Origin of the sequence: Lactobacillus crispatus, from assembly GCF_018987235.1 — a bacterium.
GTDB classification, from domain to species: domain Bacteria; phylum Bacillota; class Bacilli; order Lactobacillales; family Lactobacillaceae; genus Lactobacillus; species Lactobacillus crispatus.
Window position 1 is genome coordinate 1,731,177 of the sequence record NZ_CP072197.1, and the last position, 22,789, is coordinate 1,753,965.

20 protein-coding genes, 1 pseudogene, 1 riboswitch and 1 other annotated feature are annotated in these 22,789 nt (G+C 37.0%); of the genes and pseudogenes, 6 read left to right on the forward strand and 15 right to left on the reverse strand.

What is annotated here, in order from left to right; genetic code table 11:
* Positions 1-9: 9 nt before the first annotated feature.
* Positions 10-1,188, forward strand: coding sequence for an IS256 family transposase (locus J6L97_RS08400; RefSeq protein WP_005728142.1), 1,179 nt, complete (start codon positions 10-12; stop codon positions 1,186-1,188).
* Positions 1,189-1,361: 173 nt separating this feature from the next.
* On the forward strand, positions 1,362-1,859 hold the full coding sequence (locus J6L97_RS08405) for a hypothetical protein (RefSeq protein ID WP_054833095.1): 498 nt from the start codon (positions 1,362-1,364) through the stop codon (positions 1,857-1,859).
* Between the two features lie 228 nt (positions 1,860-2,087).
* On the opposite strand, the gene J6L97_RS08410 is transcribed toward J6L97_RS08405, so the two are convergent.
* From J6L97_RS08410 to J6L97_RS08445, 8 genes are all read right to left on the reverse strand, one after another.
* Positions 2,088-3,317, reverse strand: a complete 1,230-nt coding sequence (locus J6L97_RS08410) for an IS110 family RNA-guided transposase (protein WP_080668519.1) — start codon at positions 3,315-3,317, stop codon at positions 2,088-2,090.
* A gap of 470 nt (positions 3,318-3,787) precedes the next feature.
* Positions 3,788-5,071 carry an RNA-guided endonuclease InsQ/TnpB family protein gene (locus tag J6L97_RS08415; protein ID WP_023488285.1) on the reverse strand — a complete coding sequence of 428 codons (1,284 nt, stop codon included), beginning with the start codon at positions 5,069-5,071 and terminating at the stop codon, positions 3,788-3,790.
* On the reverse strand, positions 5,068-5,682 hold the full coding sequence (locus tag J6L97_RS08420) for an IS607 family transposase (RefSeq protein WP_054832840.1): 615 nt from the start codon (positions 5,680-5,682) through the stop codon (positions 5,068-5,070). The genes J6L97_RS08415 and J6L97_RS08420 overlap by 4 nt, the downstream gene beginning before the upstream one ends.
* 94 nt (positions 5,683-5,776) lie before the next feature.
* Complete coding sequence (locus J6L97_RS08425; RefSeq protein WP_057726756.1) at positions 5,777-6,706, reverse strand: DUF2974 domain-containing protein; 930 nt, start codon at positions 6,704-6,706, stop codon at positions 5,777-5,779.
* 74 nt (positions 6,707-6,780) lie between these two features.
* Positions 6,781-7,434 (reverse strand): amino acid ABC transporter permease, encoded by a 654-nt coding sequence (locus J6L97_RS08430; RefSeq protein ID WP_005724282.1) that lies wholly within the window; start codon positions 7,432-7,434, stop codon positions 6,781-6,783.
* A gap of 17 nt (positions 7,435-7,451) precedes the next feature.
* A complete protein-coding gene (locus tag J6L97_RS08435) occupies positions 7,452-8,093 on the reverse strand; it encodes an amino acid ABC transporter permease (protein WP_005720819.1) in 642 nt (213 codons plus the stop codon).
* Positions 8,093-8,911 (reverse strand): transporter substrate-binding domain-containing protein, encoded by an 819-nt coding sequence (locus J6L97_RS08440; protein ID WP_005724283.1) that lies wholly within the window; start codon positions 8,909-8,911, stop codon positions 8,093-8,095. Before J6L97_RS08440 ends, J6L97_RS08435 begins: the two co-directional genes overlap by 1 nt.
* Before the next feature lie 11 nt (positions 8,912-8,922).
* Complete coding sequence (locus J6L97_RS08445) at positions 8,923-9,663, reverse strand: amino acid ABC transporter ATP-binding protein (RefSeq protein ID WP_005720821.1); 741 nt, start codon at positions 9,661-9,663, stop codon at positions 8,923-8,925.
* 233 nt (positions 9,664-9,896) lie between these two features.
* Positions 9,897-10,144: a binding site (T-box leader), on the reverse strand.
* A gap of 157 nt (positions 10,145-10,301) precedes the next feature.
* Between J6L97_RS08445 and udk the strand changes: the two are divergent.
* Positions 10,302-10,932, forward strand: a pseudogene (gene udk, locus J6L97_RS08450) (uridine kinase).
* 64 nt (positions 10,933-10,996) lie between these two features.
* Here udk and J6L97_RS08455 read toward each other — a convergent pair.
* The 5 genes from J6L97_RS08455 to J6L97_RS08475 all read right to left on the reverse strand — a co-directional run bounded on the left by J6L97_RS08455 (position 10,997) and on the right by J6L97_RS08475 (position 17,196).
* Positions 10,997-12,388, reverse strand: a complete 1,392-nt coding sequence (locus J6L97_RS08455; protein WP_005724286.1) for an MFS transporter — start codon at positions 12,386-12,388, stop codon at positions 10,997-10,999.
* A 106-nt stretch (positions 12,389-12,494) separates the two neighbouring features.
* Positions 12,495-13,073 carry an ECF transporter S component gene (locus J6L97_RS08460; protein WP_057726755.1) on the reverse strand — a complete coding sequence of 193 codons (579 nt, stop codon included), beginning with the start codon at positions 13,071-13,073 and terminating at the stop codon, positions 12,495-12,497.
* A 53-nt stretch (positions 13,074-13,126) separates the two neighbouring features.
* Positions 13,127-13,217, reverse strand: a riboswitch (TPP riboswitch).
* Between the two features lie 36 nt (positions 13,218-13,253).
* Positions 13,254-15,023 carry an ABC transporter ATP-binding protein gene (locus J6L97_RS08465; protein ID WP_057726754.1) on the reverse strand — a complete coding sequence of 590 codons (1,770 nt, stop codon included), beginning with the start codon at positions 15,021-15,023 and terminating at the stop codon, positions 13,254-13,256.
* Entirely contained in the window at positions 15,024-16,757 is a 1,734-nt protein-coding gene (locus J6L97_RS08470; protein ID WP_013085988.1) for an ABC transporter ATP-binding protein, read from the reverse strand.
* Positions 16,744-17,196 carry a MarR family winged helix-turn-helix transcriptional regulator gene (locus J6L97_RS08475; protein ID WP_005720830.1) on the reverse strand — a complete coding sequence of 151 codons (453 nt, stop codon included), beginning with the start codon at positions 17,194-17,196 and terminating at the stop codon, positions 16,744-16,746. The genes J6L97_RS08470 and J6L97_RS08475 overlap by 14 nt, the downstream gene beginning before the upstream one ends.
* A 177-nt stretch (positions 17,197-17,373) precedes the next feature.
* Between J6L97_RS08475 and J6L97_RS08480 the strand changes: the two genes are divergently transcribed.
* Positions 17,374-18,192 carry a transporter substrate-binding domain-containing protein gene (locus tag J6L97_RS08480; RefSeq protein WP_057726753.1) on the forward strand — a complete coding sequence of 273 codons (819 nt, stop codon included), beginning with the start codon at positions 17,374-17,376 and terminating at the stop codon, positions 18,190-18,192.
* Positions 18,193-18,233: 41 nt separating this feature from the next.
* On the opposite strand, the gene J6L97_RS08485 is transcribed toward J6L97_RS08480, so the two are convergent.
* The gene (locus J6L97_RS08485) at positions 18,234-18,902 is read right to left on the reverse strand and encodes a type 1 glutamine amidotransferase (protein ID WP_005720832.1); all 669 of its coding nucleotides are present in this window, start codon (positions 18,900-18,902) and stop codon (positions 18,234-18,236) included.
* Between the two features lie 162 nt (positions 18,903-19,064).
* Here J6L97_RS08485 and J6L97_RS08490 point away from each other — a divergent pair, with 162 nt between their 5' ends.
* On the forward strand, positions 19,065-20,396 hold the full coding sequence (locus tag J6L97_RS08490; RefSeq protein WP_057726752.1) for an APC family permease: 1,332 nt from the start codon (positions 19,065-19,067) through the stop codon (positions 20,394-20,396).
* Positions 20,397-20,622: 226 nt separating this feature from the next.
* The gene (locus tag J6L97_RS08495) at positions 20,623-21,942 is read left to right on the forward strand and encodes an APC family permease (RefSeq protein ID WP_057726751.1); all 1,320 of its coding nucleotides are present in this window, start codon (positions 20,623-20,625) and stop codon (positions 21,940-21,942) included.
* Here the strand turns inward: J6L97_RS08495 and J6L97_RS08500 are convergent.
* A complete protein-coding gene (locus J6L97_RS08500; RefSeq protein WP_005720835.1) occupies positions 21,939-22,742 on the reverse strand; it encodes a helix-turn-helix domain-containing protein in 804 nt (267 codons plus the stop codon). The two genes, J6L97_RS08495 and J6L97_RS08500, sit on opposite strands and share 4 nt — an antisense overlap.
* Positions 22,743-22,789 lie beyond the last annotated feature (47 nt).

The following is a 22,789-nucleotide window of genomic DNA, read 5'->3' on the forward strand; positions in this document are numbered from 1 at the left end:
AACTCCTTCATGAATGATTTTACCAAAGATTTTGCTCAAGCTCTATTCAATCCAGACAAAATAAATGATTTATTGCGCAAAGAGCTACAACAGGCTGTTAATAACTTGCTAGAAGCTGAGTTGACTGCCTTTCTAGGCTATGATCCCTATGCCAGAAATGGCTGGAATACTGGCAATTCTAGAAATGGTGCTTATTTCCGCAAGGTTGATACCCAGTTTGGACCAATTGAAGTGCAAGTGCCTCGAGACCGCAACGGTCAGTTTCATCAGCACACGCTGCCTGACTACAAGCAGCACTCTGATGTTTTGGAAAGCACGATTATCAAGCTATACTCCAAAGGCGTAACTACCAGAGAAATCGCTGACTTGATTGAGAAAATGTATGGCAGTCATTATAGTCCAGCTCAAGTATCAAATATTTCCAAGCAGATGCTCCCCAAGATTGAGGCTTATCACAAGCGCAAGCTAAGCGACAAGTTTTTCTGTGTCTATTTGGATGCGACATACCTTCCTTTGCGCCGAGAAACGTTTGAGCGTGAAGCAGTATATATTGCCATTGGCATTAAACCTAATGGACATAAGGAAGTCATTGACTACTGCATTGCTCCTAGTGAGAACATTGAAGTTTGGACAGAGATGCTTCAAAACATGAAGTCCAGAGGCTTGAAGCAAGTTGAGCTTTTTCTTTCTGATGGTGTTGTTGGCATGAAAACAGCCTTGGCCAGGACTTATCCTAAAGCTCATTTTCAACGCTGCCTGGTTCATGTCATGCGCAATATCTGCGCTAAAGTACGCGTCGACGATCGTGAAAAGATCATGAACGAATTCAAGCAGATACATCAACAGACAAGCAAAAAAGAAGCTGCAGCTGTCTTGCACAAATTCTATGCCAAATGGAATAAAGCTTATAGCCATGTCATCAAAGGTTTGAAGGAAATTGAGCCCGATCTGCTAGTCTTCTACAATTATCCCAAACAAATCAGAGCTTCAATTTATTCAACCAATATGATTGAATCCTTTAACAACGTCATCAAGCGTAAAGCTAAGCCTAAGGCAGAATTTCCAACTGAACAGTCGCTTGATGCATTTATTGGCATCCAGGCAATGAGCTACAATGACCGTTATTTCAATCGAATTCATAAAGGCTTTGGTCAGGTTCAGGACACCTTAGAATCCTACTTTGATTAAATAAATAATTAAAAAATCAATTTACGAGAAAGATCTATTTACACAAAAGATTTGACAGTTTCAAAAATTTTTAATGCTAATCTAATTCTTTATAGATTTTTATATTATTTTTCCTGTAAAACCATTATAATAAAAGTAGTTAAAATATCCTTTATTAAACGGAGGAAACTACTATGAAAAAGAAACTATTACTTTTCGTACCCTTTTTAGCCGGTTTATTGTTCTTGGTATCTACATCAACTTATGCTAGCAAGCTTCCTAAAGGCTATGGTATTGCTAAAACCTTTACCACACCAAAAGCAACCCGTGGCACCTGGTATTATCGCGAAAAGGGTGATAAAACAATTTCTAAGGTAAAGATCACTGCTCATAGCGTAGATGGTAAAAAGCTTTACGTACCTTCACAAAAGTTCTTCGAGAAAAATGTTTACAACGTTTCAGCTAAGAAGCGTAATCAGTTCATCAAAAAAACTGAAAATATTTATGCTGCAGCTAACTATAAAAAGGGCTTCAATGTCAACAATTGGGTTAACTTAGCTGGTGATGGTGAATACTACATCCCTGTTACTAGAACTGTTAACGGCAAAAAGGTTAAGGCATTAAGAATAGCTACTGGTGCTGGTCCTTATACTGCTGCATATGCATACAAAACTAAGGCATTGGTTAAATAATCATTGTCTAACGAAAAAGCAAATTAGCATAATTTGCTTTTTTTCTACCCAAAGTCAAGTATTATCAATGATTTAAGAAAATAAATTTACTTGTTTTAATGATGCGAATAAGGTTAAAGCAAATAAGAGTTTAAATTTAAGAAAAAGCGAAAGTACCACAAATAAGCCTATGAATACTTGTAGTTTTTCCATAGGTTGCTTATACTTAAGTTGATTATTTGATTTCAGCTAAAGTCTTTTATTTTCGGTGGCTATGTTGTAATCATATAATTGATCATGTTTGATAAGAGCAAACATTGTGCGTATCAGTTTATGGACTGATGCAATGGCGATTTTCTTATAGCCTTGGCTATTTGAAGATCGTTTTTTCTTGTCATAATAATCAGTTATATGGCAAGGCTGCGTAGCCTTTACCGTCTCCATTTGAGTAATAACTCGATAAAGTATTTTTCTGGCAATATGATTGCCATGCTTGGTAATGCCAAGAGAACTGTCTTTTTCACCAGATTGGTACCTTCCTGGATCAATGCCAACAAACGCATCAATTTGAGCTGAAGTGCTAAACCGTCTTAGATCACCGAGCTCTGCTACTAATCTCACTGCTGTAATTCTAGCAACCCCTGGGATACTCAAATAGATGGATAAAGCACGAGCGTTTACTGCTTTAGCCAGCTTTTCCATGTAGTTAATTACATAGTCGCGTTCTTGCTGGAGTGAAAATAAATTAGAAATGTTCCTTTGAATAGCTCTAACGATAATACTATCTTTGGAATCATAAGGATAAGCTTCTCTAGCAAAAGCGTATAATCTTGTGGTTAAGTACCGTGCCCTTTGTTGTCCTATTCCAGAAATAGAATTAAGCATTTGAGTTACCTGTGTCTCATTCTTTTCTAGAACATATCCAGCATGTGGGAAAAGACTAACAAGCGCCCAATAAATTCTGCCAGATGGATGAGACAGTATTTCTTCAATTTGTGGGAAAGTGGATTGGAGGTTGCGGTGCAATTGATTTTTAGTAGTAACTATACTCCTAGTAAGTTCTTCATAATAGCGACTGGCATTCTGAAGTTCATGATACTCTCTGGGCTGTGGATCACGCAGCTTTTGCGGGGCATTAAATTGAATTAAAGCCAGGCGATAAGCATCTACCTTATCAGTTTTATTATGGCGTAAATTATTGTCCATTAGCTTTTTCGCTTTAAGCGGATTAAGCTTCAAATACTTAATATGATAATCCTCTAAGAAAGCTTGCAGGCTTAGAGAATAAACACCAGTAGCTTCGAAAACAACTAAAGGAGTTATCAAATATTGGTTCAGTTGCTCATAAAGTTTTTGATAGCCAAAGGAATCATTAGAGATTCTAAAAGATTCGCCTTGTTTGATCCGGTCATTAACCACACAAACTGTGGAAGATTTACTGCTAACATCAATACCGAAAATAATTTGTGATTCCATAATATAACCTCCGCTGTGAAGATAAACCTCTTTATCAACCTATTAATTCTAATTTTCTAAACACGGCATCTAAGTGCCCACAGACTTCGAAGAGACTTAAGAATAGGTGGTAAAGCAGTCCGTTTCTTTTACGACATCAAGTGTCTAAAAAGCTGAAGACTTGATTTGCTTTATCTTCACTTTCTATTTTAGACAAAATAAAAAGTGCCAGATCGTGAATCCGTCGATTCATGATCCAACACTAGGTTAGTATGTTTCTTTTACCGATTTTTACCTTTCCGTATTTCTGCTATATAAAATGTAGAAAAGCATGGAAGAATGGTATTTTCCATACTTCAAAGGCTTATATTTTTCCTTTCCATTTTACATTCGCCACCGTTAAAACGCCGGTATTCTGATATTCCAACTAGGGAGTAATCGCATTGACCAACTATGATGGCATCGTTATCGGTCATAGCCTGACCGTGGATAATTTATATTGCTTTATTTAATTCTGGATGGCTGATTAACAGCGTCAAGTTCTTCATGGCATTTTCATCGCGATCAACTACTTTGCCATAATTTGGGCAGTCCGGATTATAACAAATATATTCATTATGCTTAGTGCCATGCTTTTGATTACCCTTTAAGGTGACTTTTTCATCACCTTTTTTGACCATACCACAAACTGCACATCTTTGTGTTGACGGATAAAGCTTATTAGCCAAGATCAGTTCTTTATCATACCAATCACACTTATAAGCCAATAGCTGTCTAAACAGTCCAAACATTGATCGATGCATACCTTTTGAAGCAACGTGACTCATAAGCATGCCTTTTACGTCTAAGTTTTCAATTACTATTTGGTCATAATCATTAACCAGTTTGGTTGTAAACTTGTGCATCAAGTCGTGCTGAATATTGGAAACACGTTCATAACAAGATTGAAGCTTGGTTTTCGTCTTCAAATACTTATTACTTTGTGTCCCCTTGATTCTGCCATTAACTGTCCGCTTCTTAGCTAAACGCTTTTGATAAAACTTGATTTTCGCATAAAGCCTCTTTAGTGACTTAGGCAAGACTAAACACTGTCCATCTTGATAATTAAAGTGACCTACATTAATATCAACTCCTGTACCTTTGCCAGTTTTAGCCTTGGGTAAAGGCTTTTCTAGCTTATAAGGTATAGAAGCATAATACTTATGGTTTACTTTAAAAATTGAAACTACACCAATTTTACCCGATAAAGGCTTATTTGAAAGCTCGATCCCTGCCCAACGATCCTTATATGGGGTATCTCTAGGCATTTCTAACCAAAGTAGTCCATCCTCTATCTTTGCTCGATCAGTTTTAAAGCCTTGGCGCGGATTTTTCTTAGAGCGGAACTTAGGCTTGCCCCAATCAGGCTGTGCTTTATTAAAGAAATTTTGCCATGCTTTGCCTAAATCCTGTACCGCTAACTGTAAAGTGCGAGCAGAGTAGGCATACTGCCAATCTTCCTTTTGTTCAATCATTAGATCTCTTACTAAACGCCAATTAGGACTAGGATTTAAGTGATAATCTTGATGAGTCATGCGCCATTTCTTAGTCTTTTTATTCTGCTTAGGAATAAAGGTAGTGGCAACTACTTTATCAAAAATAGTATGTGCCATATACAAGTCTTGCCATAAAGCCAAGGCTTGATTCCAACAGTATCGACGGTAGTTACACCAATCGTCCAAAATTTGCTTCATCGCCTCATCTGGTTTTAGACGGTAAACGCGTGTTTTTACTATCATTTATTAGTCAACTCCTTGTCTTCGCTAATCTTATGCTTGTATTTACGTAAGCCGTAAAGACGACAAGAAAAGACGTGTAAAATACTTAAGACATCTTGAACCAATTCTTCATTAGGTGACGTTTCTCGATTGTTTAAGACTACTATTTTAGTGCCATTTTGATTACATAGTTTTTCAAACCAATCATAACCAAAGCGGATAAAACGATCTTGGTAAGTAATGTAAATTGTTTTAATCTTTCCTTGCATTACTTCATCAAGAAGCTTATTCCACTTTTTGCGCTTATAATTCAGACCGCTACCAATATCGGTGATCATTTCATCAAGAATAATCCCTTTAGTGTTGACAAATTCGCGTATGAACTCTTCTTGATCTTTTAAATCATCCTTTTGATTAGCAGTTGAAACGCGTGCGTAGCCAACTACGTTGCGCTTATCCTTCTTAGGATCAGAATTATTATTAATGTACTTAAGATAATCCTGTTCAGTATAGTAGCGCTTATTTGTTGGAGTACGATGTGCTGGAAAAATTCCTTTACGATCCCACTCCTGTAAAGTGCGCACTGTCACACCCAAGCGTTCAGCCATCTCTTTAGGTTTAAGAACTGCCATAATCTTCATCTCCACATATTATCTTTAGTAAAGATTAAAGCATTTGCTTCTACTAAATTCTATAAATTTCTATTTCTTTCTATGGCTTAATTTATCATTTCTTTCTATGGCTTAATTTATCATTTCTTTCTCCTTCAAAAAGAGCGGCCAATTTTGCCAAACTCTTATGATCAGGATAGCGTTGAACTAATTGCTCAATTTTATCGGTAGCTAATTTTTTTACTTCTTCGGCTGAGCCCATTTTCTCTAAAAAATCTGCCAAATCACCTGAACGAGCAAGTAACTTACGCTCACTACGACTTTCTGCCAGAAAAGCTTGATCAACCTTACGTAACTTCAAACTACCATCTGCATTAAAGTTATATCCTCCCCACATATGCTGCTTAATTGGTTGCATCGGTTCGCTATCCACATAACACAATTTTCCTACCATATGGTGCGTCTCAGTAATTCCTAACGTAACCGGGTCATAAATATCGACATAGTTAAAAATTTTCTCCCGCATTTTAGCCACCTGACGTCGTTCAGCTGGCGTCAGTAACAGCCAAATATTGGTTCCTTCATACAGATAAGCAGCTGCAATTGCTTCTGGATGACGACAATTAGCTAAAGCAAACTGAGCATTAATTGAACCTAACGAATGACCATAAATATAAATTCTACTACCTTTAAATTGATTAATTGTCTGATTCAATAAGTGAGCAGCTGACTTTAATTGGCTAGGAATCGTCCGTTTTCGTGCAAGCAGTGCTTTTAAAATTGGTAGATTAGTTTTAATCCATTCATCACGCCAAGTTTGTGGAGTCCCCTTTTTAAAACCATATGATCCTTTAAATAAGATTGTTATTTCATTCGGACTTGAAATGACGAAGGCTCGCATCCCATCCTTAGCATAAACATTACGACAAACAGTTCCAAGATAATGTTGATCTATTTTGATAGTATCACCCAGCTGCAATTCATCATATGCCTTTTTAGTTAATTCAACTCGTTCACGATCTGTTAACTGTGCATTTACACTCATAATTTTTCCTAAAATAAAAAACTAACTCTTACTATTATGTTAGCATGAGTTAGTTTTTTGGATAATTTGAGCCTTTAATCATATTTTTTCTGCAAGTAATTTGCAATCGTTGACAAGCAGAAACAGACAATAAAGTACATGATTGCAATAATCACATACATTGGAATTAAGTAAGTCGTGTTCTGACTGTAAATAATTTGTGCGTGGTATAAAAGCTCTGGCAAAACAATGATAGTTGCCAATGAAGTATCCTTAACCAATGATACAAATTGTGATAATAATGCCGGAATCATATTGTGCAAAGCTTGTGGCATAATTACATGATACATAGCCTGACCATACGACATCCCGTTGGAACGGGCACCTTCCATTTGACCCGAATCAACTGAGCCAATTCCTGAACGAACAATTTCTGCTAGCATTGCACCTTCAAAGATGACTAACGCTGCAATTGAAGCTGTCGTTGGATTCGTTACAATACCTAATTGAGGTAAACCAAAATAGGTAAAGAAGATGATCAACAATAGCGGCAAGTTTCGAATAATATCAATAATAAAGCCTACAATTGCAGACACATACTTAATTTTCATGTAGCGAACTAATCCTAAGATTAATCCTACTACGAAGCTTAATGCAATTGAAATTAATGAAACATAAATCGTTACCCAAAGTCCTTGTAATAAGAAGCGGATATCGACCCATGAATATGCATGAATAAAAGTTTCCATTCTCTATCCCCTTCCTATTAGTTGACTAATTTTTTCTCTAAATGACGCATGTAGTAACTAAGCGGCAAAGTCAAGATCAAGTAGAACAATCCAACAATAATATAAGTATCAATTGTTTGGAATGTTGAGAACGCAATCAATTGTGCTTGATACATCAAGTCAAAACCGGCAACAAAGGCCAAAACTGAAGAGTTTTTAACCAAGTTGACAAACTGGTTGCCTAGTGGTGGAATCACTATCTTCATCGCTTGAGGTAAGATGACATAACGCATGGCTTGCACATAGGTCATACCGTTGGAGCGAGCACCTTCCATTTGACCAGTTCCAATTGAATTAATTCCCGCACGAACAGTCTCTGCAATAAACGCTGATGTATAAAGCGTTAAACCAATTGTCCCCGCTTGAAATCCTGACAATTTCACAATATAACGTGGAACGATCAAATAAAAGATCATGACAATTACCAGCAAAGGTATATTTCTAAAAATCGCAATATAGATCTTCGCGATCACTTGGCCAAATTTAGATGGTGCTACCTCAAGCAAGGCAAAAATCACGCCTAAAATCAAACTGAAAACTAGAGCAATAATACTACTTAAAATAGTATTCCAAAAACCTGTTAGGAAGCTGCCCCAGTTGTTAGTAATAATTTGCCACATTATTTCAAAACCCCCTTTAGACTAAAACCAGGAATTCCAGCAAACCACTTTTTAATCAAACGGTCATAAGTACCATTCTTTTGTAATTCATTCAAAGCTTGGTCGATATGATCAGCCATTTGTTTTTGTCCCTTATTAACAGCAATTCCGTAAGGAGCATTACTATAGACGCCGCCGACTAACTTATAACCAGGATTTTCTTGAGCGATACCGGCAAGCAAACCATTGTCAGTAGTTAATGCCACACCTTGGTTAGCCTTCAATGCAGACATTGCTTGACCATAGTCATCATATTGCAAAATCCGCGCTTTAGGGGCATACTTATGTACATCATCAACTGCGGTAGTTCCTTTAACGGCCAAAACAGTTTTGCCTTCCAGATCCTTAACATTCTTGATCTTACTATTATTAGGCACTAACAAAGATGAACCGGCTGGAAAGTATGGCTTAGAGAAGGTTACTTGCTTGGCACGTTCTGGTGTAATAGTCATTGTGGCTAAAACAGCATCAACATTTCCATTTTTTAAAAGTGGGATTCTAGTGTTGGCAGTAGTAGTAACAAAATCGGTTTTAGCATCTTTACCTAGCATTTGCTTAGTTAAAGCCTTAGCCAAATCGATTTCAAACCCTTCAATATGTCCTGTCTTAATGTTCGTTAAGCCAAACAATCTAGTATCTGCTCTAACGCCCCAAACAATTGTCTTACTTTCTTTTACCTTTTGATAAACATTATTGCTAGCATGCTTGCCACAAGCTGTTAAGGTAAACGCTAATAGAATCAGCAAAGGCAAGAAAAGAAATCTTTTTATCTTTTTCATGGCGTGTCACCTTAATCTTTAGAAATAACTTTGCTTAAAAATTGCCGAGCACGTTCAGTATCTGGATGAGCAAAGAATTCTTCTGGCTTGCGATCTTCTAAAATATGACCATTATCAAAGAAAATTAAGCGATTGCTTACTTCTCTAGCAAAACCCATCTCGTGGGTAACCACAACCATAGTAATGCCTTGTTCAGCAACATATCTCATAACTTCTAAAACATCTTCAATCATTTCTGGGTCAAGGGCACTAGTTGGTTCATCAAATAAAATCACCTTAGGGTGCATTGCTAATGATCTAGCAATCGCTACTCTTTGTTTTTGTCCACCAGATAATTGACGAGGATAAGAGTCAATTTTATCGGCCATACCTACTTTTTCAAGATATTGCATCGCTACTTTACGGTTCTCATCATCAGGACGCTTTAGCACAATCTTAGGCGCCAGCATAACGTTCTCTAACACAGTGTGATTATTGTAGAGATTAAAGTGTTGGAATACCATCCCAACATTTTTACGAATCTTATTAATATCGGTCTTTTTATCAGCCAAATCATACCCAGTTACAATTAATTGACCGCTATTAATTGGTTCCAAGCCATTCATAGTTCTAATTAAAGTACTCTTACCTGAACCAGATGGACCAATAATTGAAACCACTTGGCCTTCATCAATCTTTAAGTTAATATCTTTCAATGCATGGAGCTTTCCATAGTACTTATCAACATGCTTAAATTCAATAATTGCTGTCATGGCTTCTACCTTTCTTTCCTTTGTCTACACAATATAATTATTTTACTCTTCTTAAAGCTAAAACTAAATATTTTAGCAATTCAAAATAGTATAATAGCCTGCTAATCTTATAAATTTATTCGGTTTTAGCAAAATATATTTGTATTTAGCTAGATTAAAATAATCATATTAACGCTACTTACGAATTTATTAACTACTAACTTTTAGGATAAAGAAAAAGTCCCTCATCCCTAAACTGGGACGAAAGACTTCTTTCCGCGGTACCACCCACATTGCCTATTAGATATAGACCTACTCATGAAGCACTATCATGCTTCACCGGTGTGGTAACGTACCGGAGACGTCTCAACCTACTCTAAGAATTGTTATTTCGGTGAGCTGCTAAAAGTGTTTTTCAATAGTTCAGGGTCTATTGGCTTTTCACTAGCACCAACTCACTGTTAGAAATAAACTATCTACTTGTCTTTTTCATAGCCTTTTAATTTATTTATATGTATTTAACCTTATTTTGGGATAAAAAGCAAGCAAAATTTCTTATACTTCAAAATGAATCCGTTTTTAATACAAATAAATGCTGTTAATATTCGGAAAATAGCTTAAAATATTTAGTGATATATTGAAAAACAAAGGAGTTTGAAATGGGAAAACTTGAAAAACCCGTTATCATTGGAATTGCTGGTGGTTCTGGAAGCGGCAAAACTACCATCGCTCATGAAATTGCGGATAATATTAATGATCAAGATCGCATTATGATCATGACCCAGGATTCTTATTATAAAGATAATACTGGTGTATCAATGGAAGAAAGAATGAAAATTAATTATGATCATCCTGATGCTTTTGATATGCCGCTACTTGAGGCACAATTAAGTCAGTTAATGCACAGAAAACCGATTGAAATGCCAACTTATGATTTTACCGCTCATACTAGAAGCGATGAAACTATTCATGTTGAGCCGGCCGATATTATTATCTTAGAAGGAATTTTAGTCCTCTTCAATGAAGATATTCGCAATTTGATGGATATTAAAGTTTATGTTGATACCGATGATGATATCCGTTTTATTCGCCGACTTGAGCGCGATATGAAGGAACGTGGTCGTTCACTTGACTCTGTTATTAATCAATATTTGGGTACAGTTAAGCCAATGTACAAACCAATTTATTGAACCAACCAAGCGCTATGCCGATATCATCGTACCTGAAGGTGGGGAAAATGATGTTGCAATTGACATGTTAACTACTAAGTTACAATCTGTTTTGAAATAAGCAGCAAAAGACCTGATAATCACAAAGCGAAGATTATCAGGTCTTTTCTTTATTCTAAATTATCTTAATTTTGATTATCATCTTGTGCATTAGCTGTGTCCAAAATTCGGTTATACTTCTTGGCAAAGAAGACCAAAAGCAAGACACTAGCAATAACATAAATTACCGCTGCAATGTAATAGGCATTTGCATAACCATCTTGGGTAGTAAATAAGTAAAATTCGGTGAAGAGTCCATCAATGACACCGACAACAGCATAAGCAATCTGAACCACACCGGTAAAGGCTGGACGCAAGTCCTTATCAACAATAACCATCTGAACTTCTTGTTGAATTGGCATTGTGGCATTGGCTAATCCTGTTCTTAAGAAGAGCAAAAGACCGACAATTACAAACAAAACTGTCCCGCTACCTAAGCGACGACCGTTAGCCAGCAACAACATAACTGGCACACAGGTCAATGTACCTGCAGCAACAGAAACAATCGCCCCCATCTTCTTTTCCAAGAATGGCGCAAAGAAATATCCAATTAGCATCGCTGCTTGAACAAAGGTGTTAATGGTAGAAGTAACATCACGTGGAATGTGCAAATAACTATTCAAATAAATCGGCACATAAACAGCAACTAAACGAGCACCAAGTTGAATACCGGCAATATAGACAATCCACATCAATGTCTTCTTGCTCAAAAGCTTTTTATACATAGCCATCTTCTCTGCTCTGCTAGGCTCCTTGTCATCTGCAGTAGAACGATAATCACGTGGCACATCATGAATAAACAAAGCCAAAACAAAGGCTAACATGGTTACGGCAGCCGTAATGTAAAGCAGGATTCTGTATGAATTTGTATAATCTGCTAAAGTTTGACCAGTTAACATCTCTGACTTACCAGAAAGAACAGATGCCTCATGATAAGGAATGCCTCTAATCAAACCAAAGAACCAAACGACAGCTTTCCCACCTAAAAACGTACAGATCGTTTGTGTAATCAAATTAACAATCATTACTGTTGAGAACATCTTAGTTCTAATTTTTCCCGGAACATATGAGGTCCACATTAATGGATACATCAAATCATAAACCCCAATTGCTGTCCAAGAAATAGTATAAGCAATCATGATAACGAGCTGGTTAGTCGTGATACAAGTTAAAGCCATAAAAATCGCAGTCATTGGCGGCAAAATCAACAAAATCTTGCGATAACCCCACTTGTGAACTGTAGCGATCATTACTGACATCAAAATAGCAGTTGCCGCATTAAAAATGTTTAATCCAGAAATCAGGTGTGGCGCTACAATTTTGTAATAAGATAGAGCCGCATCATTCGTAATCCCAGTTACTGCACCCAAAATGCCGTAGATCCATAAATAAATAATAACATTATGTTTGTAACGCGGATTCCAGTTCTTAATTGCTTCTGCCTCAGCTTCCTTTTCTGCATTACTTCGTCGAGCCATATAAGTCCCCTTTTTTTGAAAACGCATACAATACATCTAACCTTATTCTATCACTCAAATGGTATTAATAAAGTGTGTGTATACGAAAAGGTATGGTTTATAGTTTCTAGGCAACTTTAGGTTTTAATGCTTTATCGAAAAGATTGGTAATCAATTTCACTAGGACACCATCAAACAGTAATGATGAAATCATACTTACAATAAACATCAAAATTTGTACATTAACCTGATAATGACTCCAACCAAACAAAAAGTAACTTGGTATAAAACCACCTAAATTGGCAAAGAAAGCACCAGTCAAAACGCTCTTCCATGAGAACTTTTCATAGCGTTCTTTTTTAGGGAAAAAGCCGATCTCGTTCATTGCTCCTTGAATTAACCCCTCAAAAATAGTCAAGGCTCCCCACTGGCCACCGATCGCCATCTCAACCGTGGCAGCCAGCAATTCACCAATAGTTCCAGCTCCCTTAGTTGGTACAAAATACATCGCTAAAGGAGCAGCCATATACCATAAGCCAGTAAAAACGTTGTCAACAACCGGTGCATAACCGGTGGGTAAAAAGCTTAATTTTACTAAGTTATACACATTGTTAAAGCCATAAGTGTAAATCACACCCATGATGATCCCGATTAAGGCAACTAAAATAACTGATTTTACATTCCATTTTGACGATCTAGTAAACATAAAAAATGCTCCTTACTAACATACTGTCAGTAGGAGCACACAAATAAAAGTTAATTCTCTTGTTAGCACTTTCCCTTGCGCAAGTATTATCTTGTTCAGGTTCGAAGGGTATTATCTCAGCATTACGCACCCCTAGTGACATTTCATTTATTTATCAATTAAGTCAAGTATAGCACATTGTTAATCAAATGCCATTTGATCTGTGTAAAGTTTGTAATAAAATCCCTTTTCTTTAAGCAGTGCCTCGTGGCTGCCTTCTTCGATCACATTACCATCTTTTAACACAACAATCTTATTAGAATTCAAGATCGTCTTTAACCGGTGAGCAATCACAAAGCTTGTTCGTCCAGCAATCACAGTATCCATTGCCTTTTGAATCTTTTCTTCTGTTACCGTATCTACGTTAGAAGTTGCTTCATCCAAGATTAGGAATGGTGGATTCGTTAAAATTGTCCGAGCAATTGACATTAATTGCTTTTGCCCAGTTGAAAAGATTGAGCTAGCATCGCTAACTTGAGTATCGTAACCATCAGGCAAAGTCTCAATAAAATCATGGATATTAGCCTGCTTAGCCGCTGAAATCACTTCATCCATTGAAGCATTCGGCTTACCATAACGAATATTGTCCGCTACAGTACCAGTAAATAAGACAGAGTCCTGCAGGACGATCCCAACATTATTTCGCAATGATGTTAGTTGAATATCACGTACATCTGTCCCGTCAAAGGTTACTTTACCTGAATTAACATCATAGAAGCGATTTAACAGGTTCATAATCGTAGTTTTACCTGAACCGGTTGGTCCGACCAGAGCCACTGATTGGCCCTTATCAACCGAAATATTTACTCCGTGCAAAATTTCTTTATCTTTATTGTAGCCAAAATGAACATTTTCTAGCTTGACACCATGATTCAAACCACTAATGACCTTACCATTTGGCACTTCGTTTTCATCTTTTTGTTCTTCAACTGTAGCTAATCTTCTTGCCCCAGTTAAAGCTAATTGAATCATGGAATAAATTGAAGTAATTTGTGTCAAAGGTTGGAAATAAACTTGTGAATATTCAACGAAAGTTACAATCAAGCCCAATCCAATAGCCTGAGAAATTTGACCGGAAATAATCATCCAAGACCCCATAGCGATGACAATTGCCAAATTAAGTAAGTTCAATCCGTTCATCAATGGGAATAGGATTCCCGAATAAAATTGCCCCTTAAACAAAGCGGTTCTTACTTTATTGTTGTAGACCTTGAAGGCATCAACCGATTCTTGACGCAAACCATTGGTAATAATCACCTTTTCACCATTGATCTGTTCGGTAATATAACCATTTAAATCGCCAATTTCATCTTGCTGCTTATCGATATAAACGCGAGCTTTTTTCATTAAAAGGACACTAATAATCAAAATGAATGGTGTTGTCGCAATCGTAGTCCAAGCCAAAGTACTATTAATCGTGAACATCACAATAATTGTTCCCACGAACATAATTCCCTGGGAAATAATTTCAAAAATCGCATTGTTCATTGCGTTGAAAATATTATCCAAATCGGAAGTAAATAGCGATAAAAGTTTACCATCCTGATGAGTATCAAAGTAGCGCACTAACATCCGTTGAAACTTGGCAAATAGATTCTCACGCATGTCATTAGTTGAATCCGCATTGAACTTGGACATTACCATCCAAGCAATAAAAATCGCTATCTGGCTCAATAAGTAAAACAAGAACATCGACCATAACGCGCTATAGAACGTGTTCATGGATGCTGTACCCTTTTTTAAATCAACCAAATAAGTAGTTAAAGCGGTAACTGAACGGCCTAAATATGTAGGTGCCATAACCTGTGCACCACTCGAAATCAAAGAAAGGATAACCACAATAGTGATTCCCTTCCAATAAGGCTTCAAATACTTAGCAAAATAGCGCAATGCCTTTTTCGTATTACTCATTTATTCATTTCCTCCTTTCTTACCTTTTTGTGTCTTGAAGATTTCTTGGTAAACCGGCGAAGTCTTAAGCAATTCTTCATGCGTACCTTGTGCCACTAATTTACCGTCATCTAACACTAAAATTGTATCGGCATTAATCACTGAAACAATCTTTTCCGCAATGATAAAAGTAGTAGTATCAGGCAGCTCATGCTCTAAAGCTTGCTGTACTTTCTTCTCACTTTCCGCATCCAGAGCAGAAGTTGAATCGTCCAAAATCAAAATTGGTGCTTTAGCAATCAAGCCACGTGCAATAGATAGACGTTGCTTTTGCCCACCGGAAAAGTTAGCAGAACGCTCCTCTACTTCATGATCGAAAGAATCGTTATAACGCTCAATAAATTCTGATGCTTGCGCCATATTGGCAGCACGCTGCAATTCATGTAATTTAGCCTGAGCATTACCTTGACGCAAATTAGATGCTATTGTACCTGAGAAAAGAACTGCTCGCTGCAGCACAAAAGAAACAGTTTTGCGTAATGCAGCTTCAGTTACATCCTTAATATTTTGACCGCCAATTTTTACTTCACCCTTAGTTGGATCATATAAACGAGCAATTAATTGGGCCAAAGTTGATTTACCAGCACCTGTTGCCCCAACGATACCAACCATTTGACCTGGCTTAATCTTAAACGAAATATCCTTTAAAGTAGGATCATCCCCATCAGGATAAGTAAAGGAAACATGATCAAACTCTACGCTACCGCTAAGAGGTGCAACCGAACCACTTTCCACAAACTTGACATCTGGTTCAGTCTCCAATACCTCACGAATACGTCCAAGAGAAATATTAGCTCTTGAAAATTGCATTAAGGTCATTCCGGCAATCATGATCGTAAATAGCAGGGTTAAAACATAGTTAACGAATGGACTGACTACCGCAATATCACTTGGATGTGCCGTAATATTTTTACCAATTAAATAAACAATTAAAGCAATTACGGTATAAGCGATCATCTGAAAAGCTGGCATAATTGCAGAGAACCAGTAACCAATCACAATGTTGTAGTCATTCAATTGGTCCGAAGTTTGATCAAACTTTTTAATTTCTTGTGGACCTTGATTAAATGACTTAACCACTCTCACACCTTGCAATGTTTCTTGTGCTTGATTAGAAATTCGGTCCATCATTTCTTGGAATTTGGTAAACAAACTATTCATTTGTCTTAAAACGTAAGCGCCAAAACCAAAAATAAGTGCAACCATGACCACTGGTGCCCACCAGAAGCGCGGAATAATCACGATACAGAAGATAAATGAACCGACAATTAAAATCGGCAACCGCAACATCTGCATAAATAGCTGCATCATCATGTTCATTACCTGGTTCATATCGTTGATCAACCGTGTAGTTAGAGAACCTGCTGAAAATTTCTTAATATTACCAAAAGAGAACGTTTGAATCTTAGCATAGGTATCTTCACGTAGATCACTAACTACTCCTTGTGCAATTTTCGCTGCAAAATAAACGTTAAAAATACCCGAAATAATTGCAATTATACCTAGGACTACTAGCCAGATTCCATCAGACAAGACTGCTTGCTTCTGATTCGCCATCAATGCCTTTTGAATATTTTCCAATAATTTAGGCTGATATAATCCAGAAAACGCTGAAACTAAGATAGCAATAATTGCACAAACAACATCTTTTTTATAACGCTTTAAGTATGGAAGAATTATTTTAAAGTTTTCCATTTTTACTCCTTTCTTCACTTAAAAAATGCCAAAAAGTAGTGCTCCATTCTTCTGAAAGCTTAGCTAACAATTTCATTTTGTCAGTTCCCATGGCTTGAGCCGTTTTTTCCTCTAACTCAAATAGAGGACGCAACCTGTCATAAGCATATTTCCGCCCTGCTTCGGTAAGCTGGCAAAATCGAACTCGCTTATCGCTAGGATCAACAGTCATCGTGATATGATCATGATCACGCAGAATCTTAATTCCTTTGTTAATCGACTGCTTGGGTAAATCACTCAGATTTACTAATTCTCTTTGCGTCAATTTTCCCCGAATCAGTAATTCATACATGATTACCACTAAATAGTCCGGCAAGTCATGATCCTGCTCCCATTGGCTATAAGCACGGCTGCCATGGATAATTGATAGATTTAATTTTTCTGTCTCACTAATTTTCATTACTTCACCACCATATTTAGTCTACATGCATACCAAATATATTAGTATGCACATGGACTATTGTCAAATCATTTTGTCAAAAATAAGACTATAATTAAAGTAAAGAAACAATTTTTGCATCTAAATTTCAAATTGGTATAATAAAAAAATCATCAAGTAAAACAAGGCAGGGATTATATGCGTAAAAAGTTTTTATTAATAATTTCAATAGTGGTCCTATTTGCTTTGCCATTAAGTGGCTGTAAGCAAAACAAAAAGCAAAACGTTTATCAAGCAGTTAAAACTAGTAAAACCATTAACTGGGGCGTCAAAGCCGACACGCCATTATTCGGCTCAATAAATATTAAAACAGGCAAACTTAATGGCTTTGAAATTGATTTAGCTAATGCATTAACCCATGAAATGCTAGGCAAAAATGCCAAAGCCAATTTCATAACAACAACGGCCAACACCAAGATTCAGCTTCTAAAAAACACGAATGTCGACGCCGTCATTGCAGCAATGACCATTACGCCTGAACGTAAAAAACAAGTCGAATTCAGTCACCCTTACTTTCCTGCTGGACAGTCAATTATGGTTGCTGACAGTAGCGCCATTAAAAATGCTAAAAATTTGAATAACAAGAAAGTGCTTGTAGTTAAAGGAACTACTGCCGCCGATGCTATCCATCAAGTTGCTGCTAAAGCGGAAATTTTACAATTCGATGATTACGGCCAAGCTTTTGCCGCATTAAAAGCTGGACAAGGAGATGCCTTTGTAACTGATAACGGAATTTTAGCTGGGATTTTGCGTGATAGTTCCGGCTATAAATTAGTTGGCGGCACCTTTACCAACCAGCCATATGGTATTGCAGTTAATAAGGGGCAAAATGACATGCTCAAGCATATCAACACTGCATTAGCAAAACTAGAAAAGAATGGCACATATAATCACCTAGTTAAAAAATGGTTTGGCAACATTCCTGGTATGAACATTAAAGAACTAGAAAAGAAGTAAGAAAAAGGCTAAGATCAAAATTTTGATCCTAGCCTTTTCGCTTATTTAGCAATGAAATCAAGTAAAGTAAACATTACATCTTTATTTTTCTCAGGCACACCATGATTAATAATCTCTGTAGGCGTTTGATGTAAATCATTATTTTCTAAAGCATATGCTCCATCATTAATAGCAATCTCACGCACATTATCAATTTGCGGTTCAAAGTGGAACTGCAACCCAATTACATTATCTCCCAGTAAAAAGCCTTGATTCTTAACTAGATCACTAGAGAATAATAACTTAGCTTCGGTTGGAATTTCACTCATTTGTTCATGCCAATGAAGAGCTGTTAACTTATCCGGAATTCCTGTAATAGTCTGATCTTGCAAATAAACTGGTGCCCAACCTACTTCCTTAGCGGGTGCATCAAGTACCTTATAGCCCAAAGTTTTAGCAATCTGCTGGCTACCAAAACAAATTCCCAAGATCGGCTTGTGTTGATCTAACATTTGTCTAATCAACACACGTTCATTTTTGACCCAATCAAGATCATCATTAGGACTGTTTGGACTGCCTAGGACTACTAATAGATCTGTTTCATCAACAGTTGGCAAAATACCAAAATTCCCTGGATGGTAAACGAACATTTCGTTATCTCTAGCATGGCACCAGGCTTGAATAGAACCAGGTCCCTCATTAGGTGCATGCTGTAATACATTAACGCGCATGAAATCCCTTTCTCACTCAACAAATATTTTTGTTTTTCATTTTATACTCAATTCTAGTGGTAAACAAGAAGAATTCAGTTAATCTTTTACTGTATCTTTAGAAACTATATGTCACCTTATATGATATAATGTTATACATATTTTTACATCTGGAGGACTTTTATGGACAATCACCTTAAACGCAGTATTGGCTTAGGTTCTGCACTTTCAATTATCGTTGGAACCATTATCGGTTCTGGAATTTTCTTTAAACAAGCTTCAGTTTTAGATAGCGCAGGCTCAACCTTTATGGCACTTTTAGCATGGATTTTAGCTGGGATTATCACATTAACCGCCGGCTTAACGATTGCGGAAATCGGTGCCCAGATGCCTTATACTGGTGGACTTTACGTCTATATTGAAAAAATTTACGGCCGCGTTTTAGGTTTTATGGCTGGTTGGATGCAGGCTATTGTGTACGGTCCTGCTATGATAGCTGCAGTTACCGGTTTTTTAAGTATTATGGTGACTAATCTCTTTGGCATCGGCACCGAATGGCGTATTCCCATTGGTTTGATCACTATCATCGCTATCGGCGGTTTAAACTTTTTAGAAAATAAAGTCGGTGCAGCCTTTGCTATAATCACTACAATTGCTAAGATGATCCCTATTTTTGCAATTATCTTCTGCGGCATCTGCTGGGGTGAGCAAAACGCTGTCGCCCAAACTGTGACTGAGCTGAATCGATCAACAGGTGGTCTTGGCGTAGCTGTTCTCGCTGCCCTTTTTGCCTATGACGGTTGGATCTTTATTGCAAATTTAGGTGGTGAAATTAAGAATCCACAAAAATTATTACCCAAAGCAATCATCATTGGAATCACTACAGTATTAGTAATTTACGCGTTAATTACTATTGGTATTTTTAGTTTCATCCCTGCCGATAAAATTCATGCATTAGGTAAAAATTCAACCACTTATTTGGCTGACGCTATTCTTGGTCCAATTGGCGGTAAAGTTCTATCTGTCGGCATTATTATCTCAATGCTAGGCACTCTTAATGGAGAAATGCTCACCTTTCCTCGTGTTATTTACGCTATGGCTAAGCGCGGGGATTTGCCTTTCTCAAGATTTTTATCATACGTTACACCTAAGGGAAAAGCACCAGTTATGGCTACTATGCTCTTAATTACCTTAACTGGAATTATGATGACTTTCTTCGATCCTGATTACCTATCAAATCTCTGCGTCTTCACAATTTATAGTTTCTATGTTTTAGCATTCTTTGGCTTATTCATTTTAAGATACAAAAATAAGGACCAACGTCCTTTCAGCGTGCCATTTTATCCCCTAATTCCTTTAGTAGCAATTGCAGGCGGGCTCTTCGTTTTAGTCAGCCAATTCTTCAATGATCCCGCTGGCGTTTTGCTTTTTACTGGAATTACCGCTGTCGGCTGGCCAATTTTCTTTTTAGTTAAAAAGATGAGCAAAGCACAGAATACGATTATCGAAGACTAAAAATCTCAAATTTTTCTTGTTCATTTTTAATAATTATGATATTCTAATTAAAATTAATTTAGGAGATTCAATTATGATTTATCAAGACACCACATTGGCATACTCATCTAGCTCAAGTTCCAACTGAACTTGAGTGATTTTGGTGTACGTAAATCAGCAGCCGGATTCACTCAATCGTTTCTAGACGATAAGGTGAATCCGGCTATTTTTGTATAAAGGAGAAAAAATGGACAACAAGCTTAAACGCAGTATTGGTTTCGGCTCAGCTTTTTCAATTGTAATCGGAACTATCATCGGCTCTGGTATCTTTTTTAAGCAGGCTTCTGTTCTTGACAGTGCAGGTTCAACTACAATGGCCTTACTAGCTTGGATTTTTGGTGGTCTAATTACCTTGGCTGCAGGTCTCACCATTGCCGAGATAGGGGCGCAAATGCCCTACACTGGTGGTCTTTATGTCTACATTGAAAATCTCTATGGCCGCATTTTAGGCTTTATGGCTGGTTGGATGCAGATCATCGTGTATGGTCCTGCAATTATTGCCGCCGTTGCTGGTTTTATGAGCATCATGATGACTAACTTTTTTGGTTTGAATCATTCATGGCGCATTCCTTTGGCTTTAATCACAGTTTTAGCAATTGGAATCATGAATTTCTTCGAAAATAAGGTAGGTGCAATCTTTTCGGTCATAACCACGATTGCCAAAATGATTCCGATTGCTGTAATCACCATTTGTGGAATCTGTTGGGGTCAACAAGATGCGATTAACCAGACTGTAGCAGAGGTTAGTCAACACACTAGTAACTTCGGTGTTGCTGTTTTAGCCACTTTATTCGGCTACGATGGCTGGATTTTAATCGCTAATTTAGGCGGCGAAATGAAAAATCCCCAAAAATTATTACCTCGAGCAATCATTGCAGGAATTACAGCTGTTTTGGCTATTTATACCCTAATTACAATTGGGATTTTCCGCTTCATCCCCGCTAATCAAATTCACCAACTAGGCGAAAACACTACTACTTATCTAGCTAACGCGGTTTTCGGTGCAATCGGAGGTAAAATTCTTTCCATTGGCATCATCATTTCAATGATGGGAACATTAAATGGGAAAATGCTGACCTTTCCTAGAATCGTTTATGCCATGGCTAAACGAGGAGATTTACCTTTTTCTAAATACTTAGCCTATGTTACTCCTAAAGGAAAATCTCCCGTTGTTGCTACTTTGTTTATCGTCCTTTTAGCCCTTTTAATGATGATTTTCTTTGATCCAGACCACTTATCAGATCTTTGCGTCTTTACAGTTTATTGCTTCTATCTTTTAGCCTTCTTTGGAATTTTTATCCTAAGAAAAAAGAATAAAGCAGAGCGTCCTTTCAGTACTCCACTTTATCCTTTTGTGCCTATAATTGCTATTTTAGGCGGTTTGTTTGTCTTAATCAGTGAATTAATTAATGATCCAGCTGGTGTTTTACTTTTTGCTGGAATTGTCATTATTGGATTACCAATTTTTTACGCCGTTAAGCGCATGAACAAACATCGTTTGCATTAAAGCGACCTTTCTACACTGTAGCTTGCTCGCCACAACTCTTCCATTTTAGCTAAACGATGCCAATCCCCTTTTTGACACATTGTATATAAAGCATGTGCAGGATCATAGGCAATTGGATTACCTTCTGTTTCCTTCAAATAAGCTCCAACAATGTTGATTAACATCATCCGAAAGCGTTCAATCTCATTTCGGCTAAAGTAAGTTTCAAAATACTTGCTGGTTAAGCAATCAACCGTTGCTTGCGAGGCCTTATGCAAAGAAGCCGGATTCTTACGATAGTTATATAAAGTATAGGTTGAAATTCCTGTTGCCTTACTTAAACTAGTAATCTTCACATTGCGATCAGTTACCAATTTTTCTGCTCTTTGTACATCGGTTAAAATTTTCGGATGCTTAATGTGAGGAGGCATCGGAATACGTTTGCTTAACTCTGCAATTACTTTTTCAGCAGCTTCCCTCATTTGCTGAGTAGCTACTGTCTCACTTACCTTGTCATCAAGCAATTCTCCTACAACGAAAGTATGATCAGTCACTTCATACCTTCTAGTAATTGCATTATAAAAATGGCCTTCAACTCCTGTGATCTTAACTGCATCAGTTCCAGCTTTCTCATAGTCAAAAAAGATGTGTTGTTGATCACCAGTTAATGGTGAAAATGGTAAATTATCTAACGTAAAAACTTGTACATTTAAAGTATAATCTGAATGAACGGAATCTTCTGCATCACTACGATACATTTTCACTTCCCGATCATGAATAAAATCTTCAAAAATAAGATTTTTTCCATATTTTTTTTTCATTTCTTAATCCCCTTTTATATAGTCCTATTATCCATTATAAGCAAAAA